At 69.2% G+C, this 18675-nt stretch carries 20 protein-coding genes; 14 read left to right on the forward strand and 6 right to left on the reverse strand.

Annotated features, from left to right (window positions below):
- The first annotated feature begins 160 nt into the window (after positions 1–160).
- A complete protein-coding gene (locus DIE22_RS15950) occupies positions 161–1039 on the forward strand; it encodes a ferritin (RefSeq protein ID WP_059451551.1) in 879 nt (292 codons plus the stop codon).
- A 162-nt stretch (positions 1040–1201) separates the two neighbouring features.
- The gene (rfaE2, locus tag DIE22_RS15955; protein WP_124496607.1) at positions 1202–1687 is read left to right on the forward strand and encodes a D-glycero-beta-D-manno-heptose 1-phosphate adenylyltransferase; all 486 of its coding nucleotides are present in this window, start codon (positions 1202–1204) and stop codon (positions 1685–1687) included.
- A gap of 16 nt (positions 1688–1703) precedes the next feature.
- On the opposite strand, the gene DIE22_RS15960 is transcribed toward rfaE2, so the two are convergent.
- The 3 genes from DIE22_RS15960 to DIE22_RS15970 all read right to left on the reverse strand — a co-directional run bounded on the left by DIE22_RS15960 (position 1704) and on the right by DIE22_RS15970 (position 3888).
- Entirely contained in the window at positions 1704–1955 is a 252-nt protein-coding gene (locus tag DIE22_RS15960) for a hypothetical protein (protein ID WP_124496609.1), read from the reverse strand.
- A 227-nt stretch (positions 1956–2182) separates the two neighbouring features.
- Positions 2183–2971, reverse strand: coding sequence for a type III pantothenate kinase (locus DIE22_RS15965; RefSeq protein ID WP_124496611.1), 789 nt, complete (start codon positions 2969–2971; stop codon positions 2183–2185).
- Complete coding sequence (locus DIE22_RS15970; protein WP_124496613.1) at positions 2968–3888, reverse strand: biotin--[acetyl-CoA-carboxylase] ligase; 921 nt, start codon at positions 3886–3888, stop codon at positions 2968–2970. Before DIE22_RS15970 ends, DIE22_RS15965 begins: the two co-directional genes overlap by 4 nt.
- 425 nt (positions 3889–4313) lie before the next feature.
- Here DIE22_RS15970 and DIE22_RS15975 point away from each other — a divergent pair, with 425 nt between their 5' ends.
- Entirely contained in the window at positions 4314–4823 is a 510-nt protein-coding gene (locus DIE22_RS15975; RefSeq protein WP_124605478.1) for a hypothetical protein, read from the forward strand.
- 57 nt (positions 4824–4880) lie between these two features.
- Here the strand turns inward: DIE22_RS15975 and DIE22_RS15980 are convergent, their stop codons facing one another.
- The gene (locus DIE22_RS15980) at positions 4881–5726 is read right to left on the reverse strand and encodes a tetratricopeptide repeat protein (RefSeq protein WP_124605479.1); all 846 of its coding nucleotides are present in this window, start codon (positions 5724–5726) and stop codon (positions 4881–4883) included.
- Positions 5727–5740: 14 nt separating this feature from the next.
- Positions 5741–7807: a bifunctional 2',3'-cyclic-nucleotide 2'-phosphodiesterase/3'-nucleotidase gene (locus DIE22_RS15985; protein ID WP_124605480.1), complete on the reverse strand. Its 2067-nt coding sequence runs from the start codon at positions 7805–7807 to the stop codon at positions 5741–5743.
- Between the two features lie 328 nt (positions 7808–8135).
- Between DIE22_RS15985 and DIE22_RS15990 the strand changes: the two genes are divergently transcribed.
- From DIE22_RS15990 to DIE22_RS16035, 10 genes are all read left to right on the forward strand, one after another.
- Positions 8136–9260: an MlaE family ABC transporter permease gene (locus tag DIE22_RS15990; protein ID WP_124496620.1), complete on the forward strand. Its 1125-nt coding sequence runs from the start codon at positions 8136–8138 to the stop codon at positions 9258–9260.
- Positions 9257–10171, forward strand: a complete 915-nt coding sequence (locus DIE22_RS15995) for an ABC transporter ATP-binding protein (protein WP_124496622.1) — start codon at positions 9257–9259, stop codon at positions 10169–10171. The genes DIE22_RS15990 and DIE22_RS15995 overlap by 4 nt, the downstream gene beginning before the upstream one ends.
- Positions 10172–10195: 24 nt before the next feature.
- Complete coding sequence (locus DIE22_RS16000; RefSeq protein ID WP_124496624.1) at positions 10196–11131, forward strand: MlaD family protein; 936 nt, start codon at positions 10196–10198, stop codon at positions 11129–11131.
- An 89-nt stretch (positions 11132–11220) separates the two neighbouring features.
- Complete coding sequence (locus tag DIE22_RS16005; RefSeq protein ID WP_124605481.1) at positions 11221–11844, forward strand: ABC-type transport auxiliary lipoprotein family protein; 624 nt, start codon at positions 11221–11223, stop codon at positions 11842–11844.
- Between the two features lie 19 nt (positions 11845–11863).
- Positions 11864–13015, forward strand: coding sequence for a VanZ family protein (locus DIE22_RS16010; RefSeq protein WP_124496628.1), 1152 nt, complete (start codon positions 11864–11866; stop codon positions 13013–13015).
- A 155-nt stretch (positions 13016–13170) separates the two neighbouring features.
- Positions 13171–13488, forward strand: a complete 318-nt coding sequence (locus DIE22_RS16015; protein WP_011694422.1) for a (2Fe-2S) ferredoxin domain-containing protein — start codon at positions 13171–13173, stop codon at positions 13486–13488.
- A gap of 13 nt (positions 13489–13501) precedes the next feature.
- Positions 13502–14146, forward strand: a complete 645-nt coding sequence (locus tag DIE22_RS16020) for an alpha/beta hydrolase (RefSeq protein WP_124605482.1) — start codon at positions 13502–13504, stop codon at positions 14144–14146.
- A gap of 484 nt (positions 14147–14630) precedes the next feature.
- Complete coding sequence (locus tag DIE22_RS16025) at positions 14631–15947, forward strand: D-alanyl-D-alanine carboxypeptidase family protein (RefSeq protein WP_124496636.1); 1317 nt, start codon at positions 14631–14633, stop codon at positions 15945–15947.
- 48 nt (positions 15948–15995) lie between these two features.
- Positions 15996–16922: a D-amino acid aminotransferase gene (locus DIE22_RS16030; RefSeq protein WP_124496638.1), complete on the forward strand. Its 927-nt coding sequence runs from the start codon at positions 15996–15998 to the stop codon at positions 16920–16922.
- Positions 16922–17230, forward strand: coding sequence for a YbeD family protein (locus tag DIE22_RS16035; RefSeq protein ID WP_011353335.1), 309 nt, complete (start codon positions 16922–16924; stop codon positions 17228–17230). The genes DIE22_RS16030 and DIE22_RS16035 overlap by 1 nt, the downstream gene beginning before the upstream one ends.
- On the opposite strand, the gene DIE22_RS16040 is transcribed toward DIE22_RS16035, so the two are convergent.
- The gene (locus DIE22_RS16040) at positions 17214–18200 is read right to left on the reverse strand and encodes a transcriptional regulator GcvA (RefSeq protein WP_124605483.1); all 987 of its coding nucleotides are present in this window, start codon (positions 18198–18200) and stop codon (positions 17214–17216) included. The two genes, DIE22_RS16035 and DIE22_RS16040, sit on opposite strands and share 17 nt — an antisense overlap.
- A 102-nt stretch (positions 18201–18302) precedes the next feature.
- Here DIE22_RS16040 and DIE22_RS16045 point away from each other — a divergent pair, with 102 nt between their 5' ends.
- Complete coding sequence (locus tag DIE22_RS16045; protein ID WP_124496642.1) at positions 18303–18629, forward strand: DUF2917 domain-containing protein; 327 nt, start codon at positions 18303–18305, stop codon at positions 18627–18629.
- Positions 18630–18675 lie beyond the last annotated feature (46 nt).

The raw sequence follows: 18675 nt of genomic DNA on the forward strand, positions 1-18675 counted from the left end.
GGCGGCGCGGCCGCCCGGCTGCCGGACGCGGAAACTGCGTCCGGGGGCTGGATTCACGCGTAAAATTAGAGTCTTGGCTGCAAAAAGCGCGCTCGCGCGCCTACGCGGCAACAGTCACGTTTAGAGAAGTCGCATTGCGCAGAACAGGGGTGGGACCATCATGAACACCATGCTTTATCCGGAACTTTACAGGTCGCTCGAAGCTGTCCGCTGGGACATGGAGAAGGACATTCCGTGGGACAAGTTCGACGCTTCGCTGCTCACCGACGAGCAGGCGAAGACGATCAAGATGAACGCGATCACCGAATGGTCGGCGCTGCCCGCGACGGAGATGTTCCTGCGCGACAACCAGCACGACAGCGACTTTTCCGCGTTCATGAGCGTGTGGTTCTTCGAGGAGCAGAAGCATTCGCTCGTGCTGATGGAATACCTGCGCCGCTTCCGGCCGGAAATGGTGCCGACCGAGGAAGAACTGCACGCGGTGCGCTTCGAGTTCGATCCGGCGCCGCCGCTCGAGACGCTGATGCTGCACTTCTGCGGCGAGATCCGCCTGAACCACTGGTATCGCTGCGCGGCAGACTGGCACACCGAGCCGGTCATCAAGCACATCTACGAAACGATCTCGCGCGATGAAGCGCGCCATGGCGGCGCGTACCTGCGCTACATGAAGAAGGCGCTGAACAACTGCGGCGACGTCGCGCGCGCGGCGTTCGCGAAGATCGGCGTGCTGATGGCGTCGGCGCGCCGCACCGAGAAGCCGCTGCACCCGACCAACCTGCACGTGAACCAAGCGCTGTTTCCGCGCGACACCGTGCAGTCGCGCCTGCCCGATCCGGAATGGCTCGAGCGCTGGCTCGACGAGCAGATCCGCTTCGACGGCGAGTGGGAAAAGAAGGTCGTCGAACGGATCCTGCACAACCTGTCGATCCTGTTCGAGCGCACGTTCGCGACCGCGCAGGAGCTGAACCGCTACCGCAAGGAAGTCACCGGCCGCCTGCAGTCCGAAAGCGGCCCGTCGTCGGCCGCGCAACCGGCCTGAGGCCGCGCGGCCGCGCAACCGGCGTGACGCTCCGCCGGTTGCGATCGTCGCGGTGAATTCCTGCATGAAGCCCGCCCGGCCATCCGGCGGGCTTTTTATCTGGCGCCGCCGTGTTCCGTCGCGACGTGCACCGCGCGCCGCATACGCCATCCGATACCCATCATGTCCGCTACCTTCGAACGCAAGCTGATCACCCGCGACGCCCTGGTTGCCCTGCGCGCTTCGCTGCCCTCGCCCGTCGTGTTCACGAACGGCGTGTTCGACATCCTGCACCGTGGCCACGTCACCTATCTCGCCGATGCGAAGGCGCTCGGCGCATGCCTGATCGTCGGCGTGAACAGCGATGCGTCGGTGCGCATGCTCGGCAAGGGCGACGACCGTCCGATCAACCGCGAGGACGACCGGATGGCGCTGCTCGCGGCGCTGGAGAGCGTCGACTGGGTCGTGAAGTTCGAGGAAAAGACGCCGGTGTCGCTGATCGAGGCCGCCCGTCCGGACATTCTCGTGAAAGGCGGCGACTACGACATGGACGTGCTGCCGGAATCGGCCCTCGTGCGCGGCTGGGGCGGTCGCGCGCTCGCGATTCCGTTCGAGCACGACCGCTCGACCACCGCGCTGCTGAAGAAGGTGCGCGCGCAGCAGTCCTGAGGCGGGTGCCGCGCCGTCAGGGCGCGGATGCCGCGGACGCCGCGAGCGGCTCGGTCGTGACGGCCGGCGCGGCGATCGGACCGCCGATCACGGGCTGATCGGCCGCTTGCGCGAGCGGCATCGCATGCAGCGCATCGGGCCGCACCTGCCGGGACAGCACGCCCGGTTCGCGCGGGCCGGCCGCCGGCAGCGGCCCGAACACGCCGCGCACTGCCACGAACGCGAGCAGGTTCGCGAGAAAGAGAACAGCGATCAGCCAGCGCAGCATCGTCGACACTCCTCGTCGTGCTTCAGTCGTTCAACCGTTCAGTCGGGCCGGCCGCATGGCAGGTGTTGTCGTTGCAGCCGGCGATCGTTCGCGACGGCCGGGCCGCGTGAACGGCCGGCTGCCTGCACGGGCGCAAACACCGGCGCCCGATTTTCCATCCTCGACGTGACGAGGCCCGCGGCCGGGCATCCGTCGACGCGGCCGGCGCGATGCCGGCCGGTTTTTCGTCAATCCTGCGCCGCCGCTTCCGCGGCGATCAGCGCAAGTCCGGACAGGATCAGCGCGTCGTGCCTCGTATGCGGCAGCGTCAGCGCGCGCGCGACGTCGTCCGCCGCACCGCCTGCCAGCACGAGCCGCACGGGCGCCTGCCACGCATCGGCGAGATCGCGCCATGCGCGTTCGATCAGCCCTGCCTGCGCGTACAGGCAGCCCGCCGACAGCGAGCGCGGCGTATCGACCTGGAACGGCTCGGCCTGCGCGCCCGCGAGCAGCCCGCTCGCGATGTCGGTGGTCAGCGTCGGCAGCTGCGCGGTGTGCGTGCCGAGTGCGCGCATCATCAGCGCCCAGCCCGGCGCGATCAGCCCGCCGGTGAATCGACCGTCCGCGCGCAGCGCTTCGAGCGTCGTCGCCGTGCCGAACGTCGCGATCAGCAGATGCTCGCCCGGAAACGCCGCACGTGCGCCGATCAAGCCGGCCCAGCGATCGCTGCCAAGCTGTTCGGGCGTCGTGTAGCCGTTCGTCACGCCGCATTGCGCGGGCCGCGAGCGGATCGTCGTGCGCGGCAGGCCGGGCCAGCGGGCGTCGAGCAGCGCGTCGAGCCGTGCGGCCACGTCGGCGCCCGCGACGTTCGAGATCCATGCGCCATGTGGACGCGGCAGGGCCGACCAGTCGGGATCGGCGCCGCCGTCGCGCGCATGGCCGAACGCGCCGGTCTCGACGAGCGTGCGCTGCGCGTCGGCGAGCGCCCACTTGATCCGGCTGTTGCCGGCGTCGATCAGCAGATGCGGTTCGCTCATTGCGCTTCGCGCAGCGACACGTCGCCGGCCGCGATCGCCTGTACGCCATCGGGTGTATCGAGCAGCAGCTGGCCGGTCGCGTCGATGCCCGTCGCGATGCCGCGCACGCGTTCGACGCCCTGTTCGAGCAGCACGACTTCGCGTCCCGCGTACGCGTGCAGCGCATGCCAGCGCGGCAGGAACGGCGCGAGCCCGTCAGTGCCGAACTGCGTGAGTGCGGGCGTGAGCGCGTTCAGCGCCGCGGCGAGCGTATCGGTGAGGTTGGCCGATGCGCACGCGGCCGACAGCGCGGCCGGCGGCAGCCCGCTCGCGAGCGACGCTTCGCGCGCGCGCAGCGCGTCGACCTGCGCGGCGACCGCTTCCGCGCCGCGCACGTTGATGCCGAAGCCGATCACGACGGCGGTCGCGTCGGCGGTGGTCCAGACGGTTTCGATCAGGATCCCGGCGAGCTTGCCGACGATGCGCGACGTGCCGTCGTCGGTGGCCGTCAGCAGCAGGTCGTTCGGCCATTTGAGCGCGACGCGCGTGCGGGCGTCGAGCGGCAGCGCGGCGAGCCCTTCCGCGAGCGCGACGCCGATCGCGATGCTGAGGCCGCCGAGCGCGTCGACCGGGCGCGGCACGATGCAGCCGACCGAGCACAGCAGCGCGTTGCCGGGCTGCGCGAACCACGGACGGCCCTGCCGTCCGCGACCGGCCGTCTGCTCGAACGCGACGCGCACGAGCGGCGCGGGCAGCGCGTTCGCGGTGCGCGGCAGCGCCTTCAGGCGCGTCGCGACGTCGGCGTTGGTCGAGCCGGTGGCGGCGACGATGTCGAGCGGCCACGCGCGCGGCGCGGCGTCCAGGTGCGCCTCGAGCCGGTTGCGCGCGATGTGCGCGTCGCCGGAGTCGGGCGTGTCGGAGGAGGTGGGGGCGTTCATGGCGCCTATTGTAGCGACAGGGTGACGGGATCGTACCGGGAACGGAGCCGGGCAGCGGCGTCGCGGCGTGTCGCCAAACCGCGAGCCGGCGTCCTGCCAGACCACGGCCTCGTTGCTGTTTCGTCTGCTTGATTCGGCATCGTCGAGCGCCGGCGCGCCGGTGTCTTGATATTCCCGATCGGCGAGACTAGGTTCGATATATCCGCACCGGCGCCGTGTTTCGACGGGTTTGCCCGCAGCGACGCAGGTGAGCCGGAGGGCGTCAGGCCGTTCTCGTTGCTGTTGCATCGAGGGAAAAGACGATGACGCGCGCATGTCGGCGATTGTCGGAGTCGGTCGCGTCGGCGCGCTCGGCGGTTCGTTCCGGAACTTCGCATACGCAACCGGTATTGACGCGGCGGCAGACCGCTTTCAAGGAGGTCGCCATGCAACTTCACATGCATTCGCATCATTACGTGCACCGCATGCCGGATTGGCGCGCAGCCGTGATCGGCGGGGGCGTCGCGGGTGCCGCGATCCTCGTCGCCGAGATCGTCGAGGCGGTTATCGTCGGACAAGGCGCATGGGCGCCGCTGCGCATGATCGCGGCAATCTACTTCGGCGAGGACGCGCTTGCGCCGTCGGCCACGTTCGAAGTGGGGATCCTGCTCGCGGCGCTGGGCGTGCACGCCGCGTTGACGATCGTGTTCGGGCTGATCCTGGCGGTGATCGCCGCGCCGTTCAGCCTGGATTCGAGCATCGGGATGGCGACGCTGGCGGGCGCCTCGTTCGGCCTGCTGCTGTACGTCGTCAACTTCTACGCAATGACGCAATTTTTCCCGTGGTTCGCCGACGCACGAGGCTGGGTGAGTGCGCTCGATCACGTCGCGTTCGGGCTGATTGCATCCCACGTCTACCGGAGCGTGGAGCGACGCGCGCAGGATCTCGCCGCCTGAGGGGCGCGGGCGGCGGCGACTGGCCGGACGACGCGTCGTCCGGCCAGTCGACCGTCGTCACGGCGCCACGACCGGATGCTTCAGTGCATGCGCGGTCTCGATCCACTGTGCGTGGAATTCGTCCGCGTCGGGCCGCAGCCCCAGCTCGCCGTTGCGATACGCCATCGCGAGCGTCTGCACGGCTTCCGGCAGCTCATGCCCGGCGGCGCGCCGGTACAGCGCCAGCGCGCGCGCCTCGTCGCGCGGCACGCCGCTGCCGTCGCGGTACGCGTTCGCGAGCATGAAATCCGCGGCCGGGATGTCTGCGCGCGACGCGATCTCGAACCAGTGCGCGGCCTGCACGGGATCGGCGGCCGTGCCGTAGCCGCTGCGATAGATCAGCCCGAGGTAATACGCGGCCGCCGGATCGCCTTGGCCTGCCGCTGCGCCGAGCAGCGCGCGGGCGCGTACATAGTCCTTCGGGATGTCGCCGCTGCCGAGCAGCAGCGCCTTGCCGAGCGCGAGCCGCGCGCGCCGCGCGGCCGGCGCATCCGCTTGGCCGGCCGCCTGCGCGGCGGTTTCCAGCCAGCCGCGGCCCTCGTCGCGCAGCCCGGGCTCGTGCGCCTCGACGAGCGCGATGCCGAGCGCCGCCTGCGCGTCGCCCGAACCGCGGCGTGCGAGGGTGCGCAACTGCGCGAGCGCGTGCGGCTCGACAGCCTGCGCGACCATCGCCTGCCACTCGTCGAGCTGCGCGGCGCTCGGCGCGGGGCCGGCGGCGCGCCAGCCGGTCGCCGCGACGAGGGCCGCGACGGTCACGGCCGCCGCCGCGAGCAAGGCGGCCGGCGGGAGCTTCGTGCGCAGTAGGCGCCGCGCGGCGGCGGTGAGGCCGGCCTCGGCCGGCCGCATCGTCCTGATCGGTTGCATTGCGGGTCTCATGGTCATTGCGTGAGGTCGATCTCGTAGATGGCGAGGTTCTTGCCCGAGCCGTCGTCGGCCGCGACCTGCGTGAGGCCGCTCAGGCCGGCCGCCGCCGCGTCGCCGAGTCGATTCGGCGCGGACGTGAACTGCACGTGCGCGACCGAGCTCGCGAGCTTCGTGAAGCGCCAGCTGCGCTGCGCGCCGTCCGCCGCGCGCGTGATCGCGCCGCGCTTCTTGATGAACGCGATCAGCACGTCGCGGTTCGCATCGGGCGACGCGAAGATCGTCTTGCTGCCGTCGAGGCCCGGGAAGTTGCCGCCGCCGCTCGCACGGTAGTTGTTGGTCGCGACGATGAACTGCGCGTTCGGGTCGAGCGGCGCGCCCTTGTACGTCAGGTTCCTGATCCGGCTGCCGACCGGCTGCGTGACGTCGATCTCGTACGCAAGGTCGGCCGACGTGAACATGTCGAAGTTGTAGCCGGGGAAGCTGCTGACGAGCGGCTGCACGGTCGCCTTGGCCGGGTCGATCGTGTTGAAGCGCTTCGCGGCCGTCTCGAGCCAGTTCTTCACGTCGGCGCCGCTCACCTTCACCGCGTAGACGGTATTCGGATACAGGTACAGGTCGGCCGCGTTGTTGATCGCGAGCGCGCCCGGCGCGACGTCGGTGTAGTCGCTGCCGCCGCCGAAGCCGCTCTTGAACGGCGCGCTGACCGACAGCACCGGCAGCGACGCGTATTGCGGCAGGTTCGCCTGCACGTAGGTCTTCACGTAGTCGGCCTGCGCCTCGTTGACGATCTGGATCGCGCCCGGATCGCCGACGTCCGCGAAGTACGAGTTCATCCGGTAGTCGGTCGAGCCGATCGGCGTCTTCACGTAGTCGATCGTCGCCTGGTGCTCGGCCGCGATCGCGGCGGACACCGACGGGTCGGCGGCCACGTAGGTCTTGTCGGCGTTCTGGATCGGCCGCGCCTCGACGGTCGTCTGCGACTTGTCGACGCTCCATGCCTTGCCGTCGAACTTCAGGCCGAGCTTGATCACGCCGAGATGCTTGCCCCAGTAGTTGGCCATCACGGTCGGCACGCCGTTGACGGTGCCCTTGACCTTGTCGACGCCCGGCAGGTTGAACTGCGGCACGGTGCTCTTCGCGTCCGGGAACACCTGGTGCGAGTGGCCGATCAGCATCGCGTCGATGCCGGGCACGGTCGACAGCCACCAGCTGCCGTTTTCCATCGTCGGCGAGTACGCGGAATTGTCGAGGCCGCCGTGCGAGATCGCGACGACGAGATCGGCGCCCTTCGCGCGCATCTCCGGAATGTACTTCTCGGCCGCTTCCTTCAGGCCGGTCGTGTAGACCTTGCCGTCGAGCCAGCGCTTGTCCCAGTTCATGATCGCGGGCGGCGTGAAGCCGATGATGCCGACCTTCACCGGCGCGCTGACCGTCTTGCCGTCGGGGGTGACGGCCGTCACCGTGCGGGTCAGGATCGTGTACGGCGTGAACAGCGGCGCGTTGGTCTTCGCGCTGATCACGTTCGCGAGCACCTGCGGGAAGTTCGGGCCGGCGCACTTCTTCTGCTGCGCGGGGGCGGGCAGCCCGTCGACGTCGAACGTGTTGCCGGTCACCTGCGACAGGTACGGCAGCCCGTAGTTGAATTCGTGATTGCCGATCCCGCCGCCGTCGAACTTCGCGGCGTTCATCACCTTGTAGATCGCGAGCGTCTGGTCGCAGCCGAGCGGGTTCACGAGTGCCTGGTAGTCGGACAGCGCGGTGCCCTGGATCGTGTCGCCGTTGTCGAGCAGCAGCGTGTTCGGGTACTGCGCGCGCGCCTGCGCGATCAGCGTCGACACGCGCTCGAAACCGAGCGAGTTGTCGGCGGCGAGCTTGAAATAGTCGTACGAGAGTACGTTGGTGTGCAGGTCGGTCGTTTCGAGCAGCGCGAGCGTGGCGGCAGTGCCGGCGGGCGCCTGGGCCTGCGTCTGCGACGACGGAGCGGTGACGTCGTCGCCGCCGCAGCCGGCGAGGGCGAAGGCGAGGCTGGCGAGCGCGGCGGCGGTCGCCTCGCGACGGCGGAAAGGCGGGGGGAGACGCATCGGTTGTCCTGTTCGGTGTTCTGTTTTGTGAAATTCGCGGTGCGCGACGAAATGGCGGCGCGGGCGCCGACGGCCTGACGTGCGGCGCGTGAGAGTATCGAAAGGAAACGTGACGGAAGAATGAAAGGTCGCGCGCCGGACCATCGGCCGGGCCGATGGCGAGCGCCGCGCCGCCCCGGCACGGAGCACGCGCCGACAGTCCGGTGCCATCGCCCGGGCACCCCCGGTCACGCGCCCCGGGCCAGGCGTCCCCACGGAAATCCTCACGTCGCGGCGCCGGGTGGTTCGCTACAATGGCCGCTGTCATCCTTTTGCAAACAATCCGCCCTTGGACTTCGAGACTCCTCCCGGCCTGTCGGTCGACGCCGGCGGCCAGGGTCAGACGGTGCGCCTGTACGGCCAATGGACCGCACTCGCGCTCGCGCGCAACCGCGGCGCGGTCGCGCGCCGCGTCGCGGGCATCGCGTCCGGGCGCGTGAGCGAATGGGACCTGTCCGGCATCGAACGGCTCGACCACGTCGGCGGCCAGGCGCTGTGGCGCGTGTGGGGCCGCAAGCTGCCGGCCGGCGTCGCGCTGACCGCCACGCAGCGCACCATCTTCGAGCGGATCGAACGCCTCGACAGCCAGCGCGAGGCGCCCGAGCGCGTCGTGCGGTTCGATCCCGTCACGCGCCTCGGCCAGGCGATCTTCTCATTCGGCGAACACCTGCAGGGCGGCATCGCAATGTTCGGCCTCGTGATCCTCGACGCGCTGTCGGTGCTGCGCCGTCCGCAGACGATGCCGTGGAAGGAAACCTCGGCGAACATCTACAGCGCCGGCGCGCAGGCGCTGCCGATCACCGCGCTGGTCGCGTTCCTGATCGGCATCGTGCTCAGCTACCTGTCCGCGCAGCAGCTGCAGATGTTCGGCGCGAACCGCTACATCGTGAACATCCTCGGGCTGTCGGTGATCCGCGAGCTTGGGCCCGTGCTGTCGGCGATTCTCGTCGCGGGCCGCTCGGGCTCGGCGATCACCGCGCAGATCGGCGTGATGCGCGTGACCGAGGAGCTCGACGCGATGCGCGTGATGGGCATCCCGCACGGGCTGCGGCTGATCCTGCCGCGCGTGCTCGCGCTCGGCGTCGCGATGCCGCTGCTCGTGATGTGGACCAACATCATCGCGCTGACGGGCGGCGCGCTGGCCGCGAAGCTGGTGCTCGGGATCGACGTCAATTATTTCGTGCGCTCGCTGCCGGGCGTCGTGCCGATCGCGAACCTGTACATCGGCGTCGGCAAGGGGGTCGTGTTCGGCATGCTGATCGCGCTGGTCGCATGTCATTTCGGTTTCCGGATCAAGGCGAATTCGCAGAGCCTCGGCGAAGGCACGACCACCTCGGTCGTCTCGTCGATCACGGTCGTGATCCTCGCCGACGCGGTGTTCGCGATCCTGTTCCAGAACGTGGGGCTAGGATGAGCGCGTCAAACGAAACCGCCGCGCATGCCGCGGCAGTCGGCGCAGGCTCGGCCGGCACGCCGCCGGACGCCGCCGCGCACGGCGACGAATTCGTGATCGAGGTGCGTAACCTGACGAAGCGCTACGGGCGCAACATCATTCACCAGAAGCTCGATTTCGACGTGCGGCGCGGCGAGATCGTGTCGATCGTCGGCGGCTCCGGCTCGGGCAAGACGACGCTCGTGCGGCAGATCCTCGGCCTCGAGCGGCCGACTTCGGGCACGATCAAGGTGTTCGGCGAAGACACGTCGAAGATCGACGCCGCGAGCGCACGGATGATGCGCACGCGCTCCGGGATGCTGTTCCAGCAGGGCGCGCTGTTTTCGTCGATGACCGTGTTCGACAACGTCGCGCAGCCGCTGCGCGAGCTCGGCCGCGTGCCGCCCGACCTGCTGCACGATATCGTGATGCTGAAGCTCGAGATGGTCGGGCTGCCGTGCAAGCACGCATCGAAGATGCCGGCCGCGCTGTCGGGCGGGATGGTGAAGCGGGTCGGCATCGCGCGTGCGATCGCGCTCGAGCCCGAGCTGCTGTTCCTCGACGAGCCGACCGCCGGCCTCGACCCGCAGGCGTCCGACGAATTCGTCGAGCTGATCGCGACGCTGCACCGCACGCTCGGGCTGACGGTCGTGATGGTGACGCACGACCTCGACACGATGGTCGCGCTGTCGACGCGCGTCGCGGTGTTGGCCGACCGCAAGGTGCTGGTCGCGGCACCCGTCGAGGACGTCGCGAACGTCGACCATCCATTCATCCACGAATATTTCCTGGGGCTGCGCGGGCGCCGCGCGCTGCAGGCGCTGCCGCCCGAGCGGCGCGCGAAGCTGCCGAAGGCGGCCCTCGAACCGGCGTCGTCGAGCGTCGAGCTGTAACAGGCAAGGACAAGGAACCCTCTGATGGAAAACAAATCACATGCGTTCTGGGCCGGCCTGTTCACGATCGCGCTGACGCTGGCGATCGCGGGCACCGTGTTCTGGTTCAACGTCGACCGCACCGTGCGCGTGCCGTACGACCTCCTCGCGCGCACCAACGTGACGGGCCTGTTCCCCGATGCGGCCGTGCGCTTTCGCGGCCTCGACGTCGGCAAGGTGCAGTCGATCGGCTTCGACCGCACGCATCCGGGCCAGATCCGGATCCGGATTCTGGTCGACCACGACGCGCCGATCACGCAGTCGACCTACGGCAGCCTCGGCTTCCAGGGCGTGACGGGCATCGCGTTCGTGCAGCTCGAGGACACGGGCCAGGACCTGGCGCCGCTGCCGTCGTCGCCGAAGGCGATCGCGCAGATCCCGATGCGGCCGAGCCTGTTCGACCAGATCCAGGAGCGCGGCGACGTGCTGCTGCGGCAGCTCGAGCAGGCGGCGAAAAGCGCGAACGCGCTGATGTCGCCGGAGATGCGCGAGCAGTTGCGCGCGACGGCCGAAAGCCTGCAGCACGCGGCGGACGGCGCGGCGACGCTGTCGAAGCAGCTCGCGCCGGCGGTGGCCGCGCTGCCGGAGACGATGCACGCGGTCAATCGCACGATGGCGTCGGCGAACACGCTACTGCAGCCGAACGGGCCGCTCGTGTCGAACCTGGACAAGGCCGGCTCGGCCGCGGAGCAGGTCGGCGTCGCGCTGAACGACCTGAACGCGCGGGTCCAGTACGACACGCTGCCGCGTTTCAACGCGCTGGCCGGCAGCGTTGGCGACGCGTCGCGGCAACTGAAGGACGTCGCCGGTGAACTCGGCCGCAACCCGCGCAGTCTGTTGTTCGGTTCGCCCGGCTCCGAGCCCGGACCCGGCGAAGCGGGCTTCGTCTGGCCGGGGGCGGGTGCGGCGGCCGGGAAGTGAAGCGGATCGCCAGCCCGTCGATCGACCGGCCCGGCGCGAAACCGGGCAATGACGCCATCGAAACCGGAAACATCATGCAGGAACATGCCATGCCACGAATTCTTGATCGCGCGCTGCGTCCGGCCGCGACCGCCCTCGCGATGCTGACGCTCGTGCTCGCCGCCGGCTGCGCCGGCAACGGCGCGGCGCTGTCGAACGTCCGCTACGACCTCGGGCCGGCCGCGTCGGTCGTGACGGCCGGCGCGGGCCCCGCGCTGAAGGTGCTCGACGTCGCCGCGCCCGACGCGCTCGACACGGACAAGTTCGTCTACCGTCTCGCGTATGCGGATGCGCAGCGCATGGCCGTCTATCGCGACAGCCGCTGGACCGCGCCACCCGCGCAACTGCTCACGCAGCGGCTGCGCGGCGCGCTGTCGTTGCGCGGCGCGGTGCTCGAAGGCTCCGACGGCGTGCGCGCACCGACGCTGAAGGTCGATCTGAACGAATTCGAGCAGGTGTTCGACGGACAGTCGCAGAGTCACGGCGCGGTCACCGCGCGCGCGACGCTGACGCGGGACGGCAAGGTGCTCGGCCAGCGCACGTTCGTCGCGCGCGCGCCGTCGAGCACGCCCGATGCGGCCGGCGGCGCGCGTGCACTCGCGGCCGCGAGCGACGAGCTCGTGTCGCAGATCGCCGCGTGGGTCGGCGTGCAGGCGTACGCGGGCAACCCGTGACGCGCGACGCACAGCCGCGATGAGCACGCCAGGCACGCCGCGCGCGTCGGCGCTGGCGCGGCAGGCGTTCGCCGCGTACGCGGCGCTCATCGTCTATGCATCGCTGTATCCGTTCGCCGGCTGGGTGTCGCTCGGCATCGGGCCGTTCGACTACCTGTTCGCGCCGATGCAGCGCTATGTGACCGCGTTCGACGTGGTCACCAATGTGCTCGGCTACATGCCGTTCGGCGCACTCGGCGTGCTCGCGCTGCATCCGCGCTGGCGCGGCGTGGCCGCGACGCTGATCATGGGGGGCCTGGGCGTGCTGCTGTCGGGATCGATGGAGGCGCTGCAGACCTACCTGCCGGCGCGCATCGCGTCGAATCTCGATCTCGCGGCCAACGCGCTCGGCGCGCTGCTCGGCGCGGCGCTCGCGGCACCGGCCACCGGCGCGCTGCTCGACCGCGGCGCGCTGCGGCGGCTGCGCTTCGCGTGGTTCGAGGCCGACGGCGCGACGCCGCTGCTGCTCGCCGTGCTGTGGCCGTTCGCGATCCTGTTTCCGTCGCCGTTCCTGTTCGGCATCGGCGATTGGCCGGCCGCGCTGTGGGAACGCGCCGACGGCTCGATGCAGGGCGCGCTGCTCGCGTGGCTGCCGGCCGCGTGGCGCGTAAGCGAATGGCCCGAGCGCGTCGATGGCTGGCTGTCCGACTCCGCGTGGGAAGCCACGCTCGGCGGACTGATGCTGTTCGCCGCGCTGGCGATCGCGTCGCTCGCGATGCGCGCCCGCGCGCCGCGCGTGCGGCTCCTGATCGCGTTCGTCGCGGCGACGCTCGCGCTGAAGGCGGCCGCGACCTTCATGCAGTCGAGCACCGGCCTCGTCGTCGTGTGGGCGACGCCCGGCGCGCGGCTCGGCATCGAGCTCGGCTTCGCGGCGGCACTGCTCGCATTGCGCATGCCGGCCGCGTGGCGCGCGTTGCTCGCGGCGCTCGCGCTGCTGGCCGGCGTGGCGCTCGTCAACCTGCTGCCCGTCAACCCGTTCTTCGACTTCACGCTGTCGGGCTGGCGGCAGGGCCGCTACGTGCACTTCAACAGCATCGCGCGCTGGCTCGCGTGGATCTGGCCCTACGCGGCGCTGATCTGGCTCGGCCAGCGGGTCGAGCACGCGTGGCTGCCGGCCGCGCTGCGGCGCTGACGCGGCAGGCGGGGCAGGGCGGCAGGGCGGCCACGGCCCGGTCGCGGGCAGCGGTGCGCGCCGGTCGTTATAATCGTCCGCATCCTCCATTGCCCCGCGCAACGGCAACCGCTTCTCTTTCCGCCCGGCCCCGCGCCGGGCCGCTCGTCACCACCATGGATTCCTACTACCAGCACCACGTCTTCTTCTGCCTGAACCAGCGCGAACCGGGCGCCGAGCGTCCGAGCTGCGCGCAATGCGATGCGCAGACCATGCAGGAATACGCGAAAAAGCGCGTGAAGGAACTCGGCCTCGCGGGGCCCGGCAAGGTGCGCATCAACAAGGCCGGCTGTCTCGACCGCTGCGAGGAAGGGCCCGTGATGGTCGTGTATCCGGAAGGCACGTGGTACACGTACGTCGACCAGGCCGACATCGACGAGATCGTCGAATCGCACCTGCGCGACGGCAAGGTCGTCGACCGCCTGAAGATCTGAGCGGGACGGCCGAATGAACGTTCATACGCAGAAGTCGCTGATCGCGGGCCCGGTCGGGCAGATCGAAATCGCGGTCGACCTGCCGGACGCCGTGCGCGAAGGCAGCGCCGCGCCGCGCGGGATCGCGCTCGTCGCGCACCCGCATCCGCTGTTCGGCGGCACGATGGACAACAAGGTCGCGCAAACACTCGCGCGCACGCTGGTCCAGCTCGACTACGTGGTGTACCGGTCCAACTTCCGCGGCGTCGGTGCGACCGAGGGCGTGCACGACAACGGCATCGGCGAGGCCGACGACCTGCTCGCGGTGCTCGCGCACATGCGCGCGCAGCCCGCGTATGCGGACCTGCCGCTCGTGCTCGCGGGTTTCTCGTTCGGCACCTTCGTGCTGTCGCACGTCGCGAAGCGGCTGCGCGACGCGGGCGAGACGATCGAGCGGATGGTGTTCGTCGGCACGGCCGCGAGCCGCTGGCAGGTCGCCGACGTGCCCGAGAACACGCTCGTGATCCACGGCGAAACCGACGACACGGTGCCGATCGGATCGGTCTACGACTGGGCGCGGCCGCAGGAGCTGCCGGTCGTCGTGATCCCCGGCGCCGAGCACTTCTTCCATCGCAAGCTGCACGTGCTGAAGCGCATCGTCGTCGACGCGTGGCGTTGATGCGTTGAGCGCGGCGCGCATCGTTGCTGCCGCGCCATCGCGATGTCGCCGCTCGCGCGACATCGCGCCGCACCGTGCCGGACACGGTCGCACCTGCCCGCCGCCGCGCGGCGCAACCCGGCTTGCACGGCGCCTGCGCACACCTTTCGCGCGGCTTCGAACGCGATTCTCCGCGGCGAAGCCGCGCTATCCTCTCGAAGCCCGCGTGCGGCCACCGGCGCACGGTTCGCGAAAACGCCGTTCGCGGCCACGTATAATGGCCGCATTTCGCGTCGCCCGCGGCCCGGCTGGGCCCATGCGGCGCTCGTTTCGCCGCCTGTCCGCCCGCTCGCGACGGCCGCGAACCGAACGCGTCCGCACGAGTCCAACCGGCGCGTTTCGCGCCGTCCGACGCAGTCGGACGAACGCCGGAACGCCCGCCGCCTTGCCGTTCAACCCCTGCGCGTTTCGCGCCCGCACTTTCTGCCACCAGCCTGAATCGATCATGCGTCTGTCTCCCCAAGGCCTCAAGTCCCTCGCTTCTTCCATCGCCTTCGGCACCGCCGCGCGCAACGTCGCGCTGGGCGTGATGCTGCCCGTCGCGCTCGCGTCGACGATCGTCGTCGCCGAGGCGAAGCCGGCCGCCAAGGCCAAGGCCGCGCATGCGGCGCCGGCCGCCGCCGCCGAGCAGTTCACCGGCGCGCCCGCGACCTTCATGCCGGGCGCGGTGCCGCCGCCGGGCGTGAACGCACGCTCGTGGGTGCTCGTCGATGCGACGAGCAACACGGTGCTCGCCTCGGGCAACGCCGACGAACGCGTCGAGCCTGCCTCGCTGACGAAGCTGATGACGGCCTACCTGGTGTTCGAGGCGCTCGACAAGAAGAAGATCTCGATGGAGCAGATCGTCACGCCGAGCGCCGCCGTGCGCCGCGTCGGCACCGACGAGTCGCGCATGTTCATCGAGGCGGACAAGCCGGTGTCGGTACACGACCTCGTGTACGGGATGATCATCCAGTCGGGCAACGACGCCGCGATCGCGCTGGCCGAACTCGTCGGCGGCAGCGAAGGGCAGTTCGTCACGCTGATGAACGACGAGGCGCAGCGTCTCGGCATGAAGGGCACGCACTTCGCCGACGTGAACGGCATGCCCGACCCGAACCACTACACGACGGCCGGCGACCTCGCGAAGCTGTCCGCACACCTGATCCGCGATTTTCCGCAGTACTACGGCATCTTCTCGGAGAAGGAATTCAAGTACAACAACATCCGCCAGGGCAACCGCAACCGGCTGCTGTGGCTGGATCCGACGGTCGACGGCCTGAAGACGGGCCATACGCAGGCGGCCGGCTACTGCCTGATCGCATCGGCCAAGCGCGCGATCCCGGGCGTCGACGGCCAGCGCCGTCTCGTGTCGGTGATGATGGGCGAGCAGAAGGAAGGCGACCGCACGCAGGACAGCATGAAGATGCTGAACTACGGCTATAGCGCGTTCGACGCGGTGCGCCTGTTCAAGGGCGGCCAGGCGATGTCGACGCCGCGCATCTACAAGGGCAAGGAAAACACCGTGCCGGTCGGCGTGAAGGGCGACCAGTGGGCGACCGTGCCGCGCGGCCTCGGCGACAAGGTCAAGACGGAAGTCGACGTCAACGCGCCGCTGATCGCGCCGCTCGCGCAAGGCCAGCAGGTCGGCACCGTGAAGATCGTCGCCGACGGCAAGACGCTGTCCGAATTCCCGGTCGTCGCCCTGCAGGCCGTGCCGGAAGCGGGTATCTTCGGACGTATCTGGGACTCGATCCTGCTGATGTTCAGCAAGAAGAAGTAAGCGCGACGGGCCTTTGTTTTCACGACTTCATCCCCATCTGTCATAGCCATGAGCCAAGCCGAATTCGAACCGATCGTCTACCTCAGCGTGTCGTCGCAGGAGGAACTGGTGCCGCTGTCGCAAGCCCGAGTCCCGGTGCTCGACCGCGGGTTCATTTTCGGCGATGGCGTGTATGAAGTTGTCCCCGTTTATGCGCACGACGGCGCGCACGTGCCGTTCCGGATCGAACAGCATCTGGACCGGCTCGCGCGCAGCCTGAAGAAGATCGGCATCGACAACCCGCACGACGCGGCCGGCTGGCGCGCGTTGATCGAGCGCGTGGTCGCCGCGAATGCGGAAGGCCTCGCTGACACCAACGCGCTCGTCTACCTGCAGGTGACGCGCGGCGTCGCGAAGCGCGGCCACGCGTTCCCGGCGAACGCGGTGCCGACGGTGTTCGTGATGACGAGCCCGCTGCGCCTGCCGTCGGAAGACGAGCGCGCGCAGGGCGTGCGCTGCGTGACGGCCGAGGATCGTCGCTGGCTGCATTGCGACATCAAGTCGATTTCGCTGCTCGGCAACGTGCTGATGGCGCAGCATGCGGCCGAACGCGACGCGTTCGAGACGATCCAGCTGCGCGACGACAACGTGACCGAAGGGTCGTCTTCGAACGTGTGGATCGTGAAGAACGGCGAGCTGTTCGCGCCGCCGCGCAGCAACAAGATCCTCGAAGGGATTCGCTACGCGCTCGTCGAGCAGCTGGCCGAGGAATGCGGAATCCGGTTCGTCGCGCGCGAGATCAGCGAGGTCGAGCTGCGCTCGGCGGACGAGATCATGATCACGTCGGCCACGAAGGAAATTTTGCCCGTCACGTCGCTCGACGACCTGCCCGTGCAGGGCGGCAAGCCGGGCCCCGTGTTCGCGGCGTTGTACGACGCGTACCAGCGTGCGAAGGCACGCGAGTTTGAACAGTTTGACCTAACCCGGAGAAAGTGATGAGCGAACCGACCAAAACCATCGAGGTCACCGGCGCGATCGATACCCGGAAGGAGTCGCTGCTGGAGTTTCCGTGCGATTTCCCGATCAAGATCATGGGCAAGGCGCACCCGGAATTCAAGGACACGATCTTCAAGGTCGTGGCCGTCCACGACAACGAGATCGACGTCGAGAAGATCGAGGAGCGTGCATCGAGCGGCGGTAACTACACCGGCCTCACGATCACCGTGCGCGCGACGAGCCAGGAACAGCTCGACAACATCTACCGCGCACTGACCGGCCATCCGATGGTCAAGGTCGTGCTCTAAGTTCTTTCCATCCGCCTTCCCGCGCGCACTCGGCGGGGGTCTTCCCCGCCGCGCGCCGCGCGTCCAGCTCGTCGCACAGCAGCTGGTACTCGGCGACTTCCTGAAGCAGCCAGGTCCTGAACGCCTGCACGCGCGGCGTGTTCAGGAGCGGCGGCGGACACACGAAAAAATAGTGCCACGGGCTCGGCCCGTCGATGTCGAACAGGCGCACGAGGCGCCCGTCCAGCAGGTCGTGCACCGCGAGCGAGCGGCGCACCAGCGCTATGCCCTGGCCATCGATCGCGGCCAGCAGCAGGTTTGACGAATCCTGGTACAGAATCCCCCGTTTCGGCTCGGTCAGCGTAGCGAGCCCGGCCGCGTCGAACCACGGCCGCCACAGCTCGTCGTCCGAGCGCAGCAGGTTGTAGTGCACGAGATCGGCGGGCGTCTGCGGTAGCTTGCCGCCGTTCAGCGTCGGCGAGCACGCCGGAAAGAACACCTCCTCGAACAGCGGCTCGACATGCAGCCCCGGATAGCTGCCGGAGCCGAAGCGGATCGCCAGGTCGACGTCGTCGCGCGCGAAATCGGTGAGCGAGTTGGTCGACTGCAGCTCGACGTCGATTTCCGGATGCCGCTCGATGAACGTGCCGATGCGCGGCGTGATGAAGCGCGCGGCGAACGACGACAGCATCGACACCACCAGCCGCCGTCCGCGGTCGCTTGCGCGCACGTCGCGCGTCGCATCGGCGATCACCATCAGCGCGGTGCGGACCTGCTGCGCGTAGCGCATGCCGGCGTCGGTCAGGCACAGCCGCTTGCCGTTGCGCGTGAACAGCTGCACGCCGAGCTCCTCCTCGAGCGCGCGCACCTGGTGGCTGACCGCGCCGTGCGTGACGTACAGCTCGTCGGCGGCGCGGGAGAAATTCTCGTGACGGGCGGCGGCTTCGAATGCACGAATCGCATTCAGCGCAGGCAGCTGGCGGAGGTCCATTTGCTAATTTTCCTCACATCGACGTGAAAATTGGTCGTTTGGTCGGACGCCTTTGAATGACTACGATTGTAGCCATCGAAGCATTTATTGGCGGAGTCGATCATGCAAGAAATCTCTTCAAGCGTCACGTTCGAAATCCCCGCGGGCGAGACCGTGCCGATGAAGGTGCAACGCAGCACGCGTCTGACGGTGCAGTGCGGACCGGTGTGGGCGACGCGCAGCAACGACGTCGAAGACTACTTCCTGGTCGACGGCGAGACGCTGAAGCTGCGCCGCGGCGAGCGGCTGTGGCTCAGCGCGGAAAGCGGGCAGGGCGCACATGTCGCGTTCTCGGTGTCGCGGCCGGCCGGGGAAGTCGCGCGCGGCGCGCTCGCGCGGCTGCGCAATCGCGTGAATGCGGTGCTCCACGACGGCTGGCGCACCGTCTGACGGGACTTTCCTCTGACGGATACCCTTGATCCGTCCCTTTCCAAGG

Source organism: Burkholderia sp. Bp9142, from assembly GCF_003853415.1.
Taxonomy (GTDB): Bacteria; Pseudomonadota; Gammaproteobacteria; order Burkholderiales; family Burkholderiaceae; genus Burkholderia.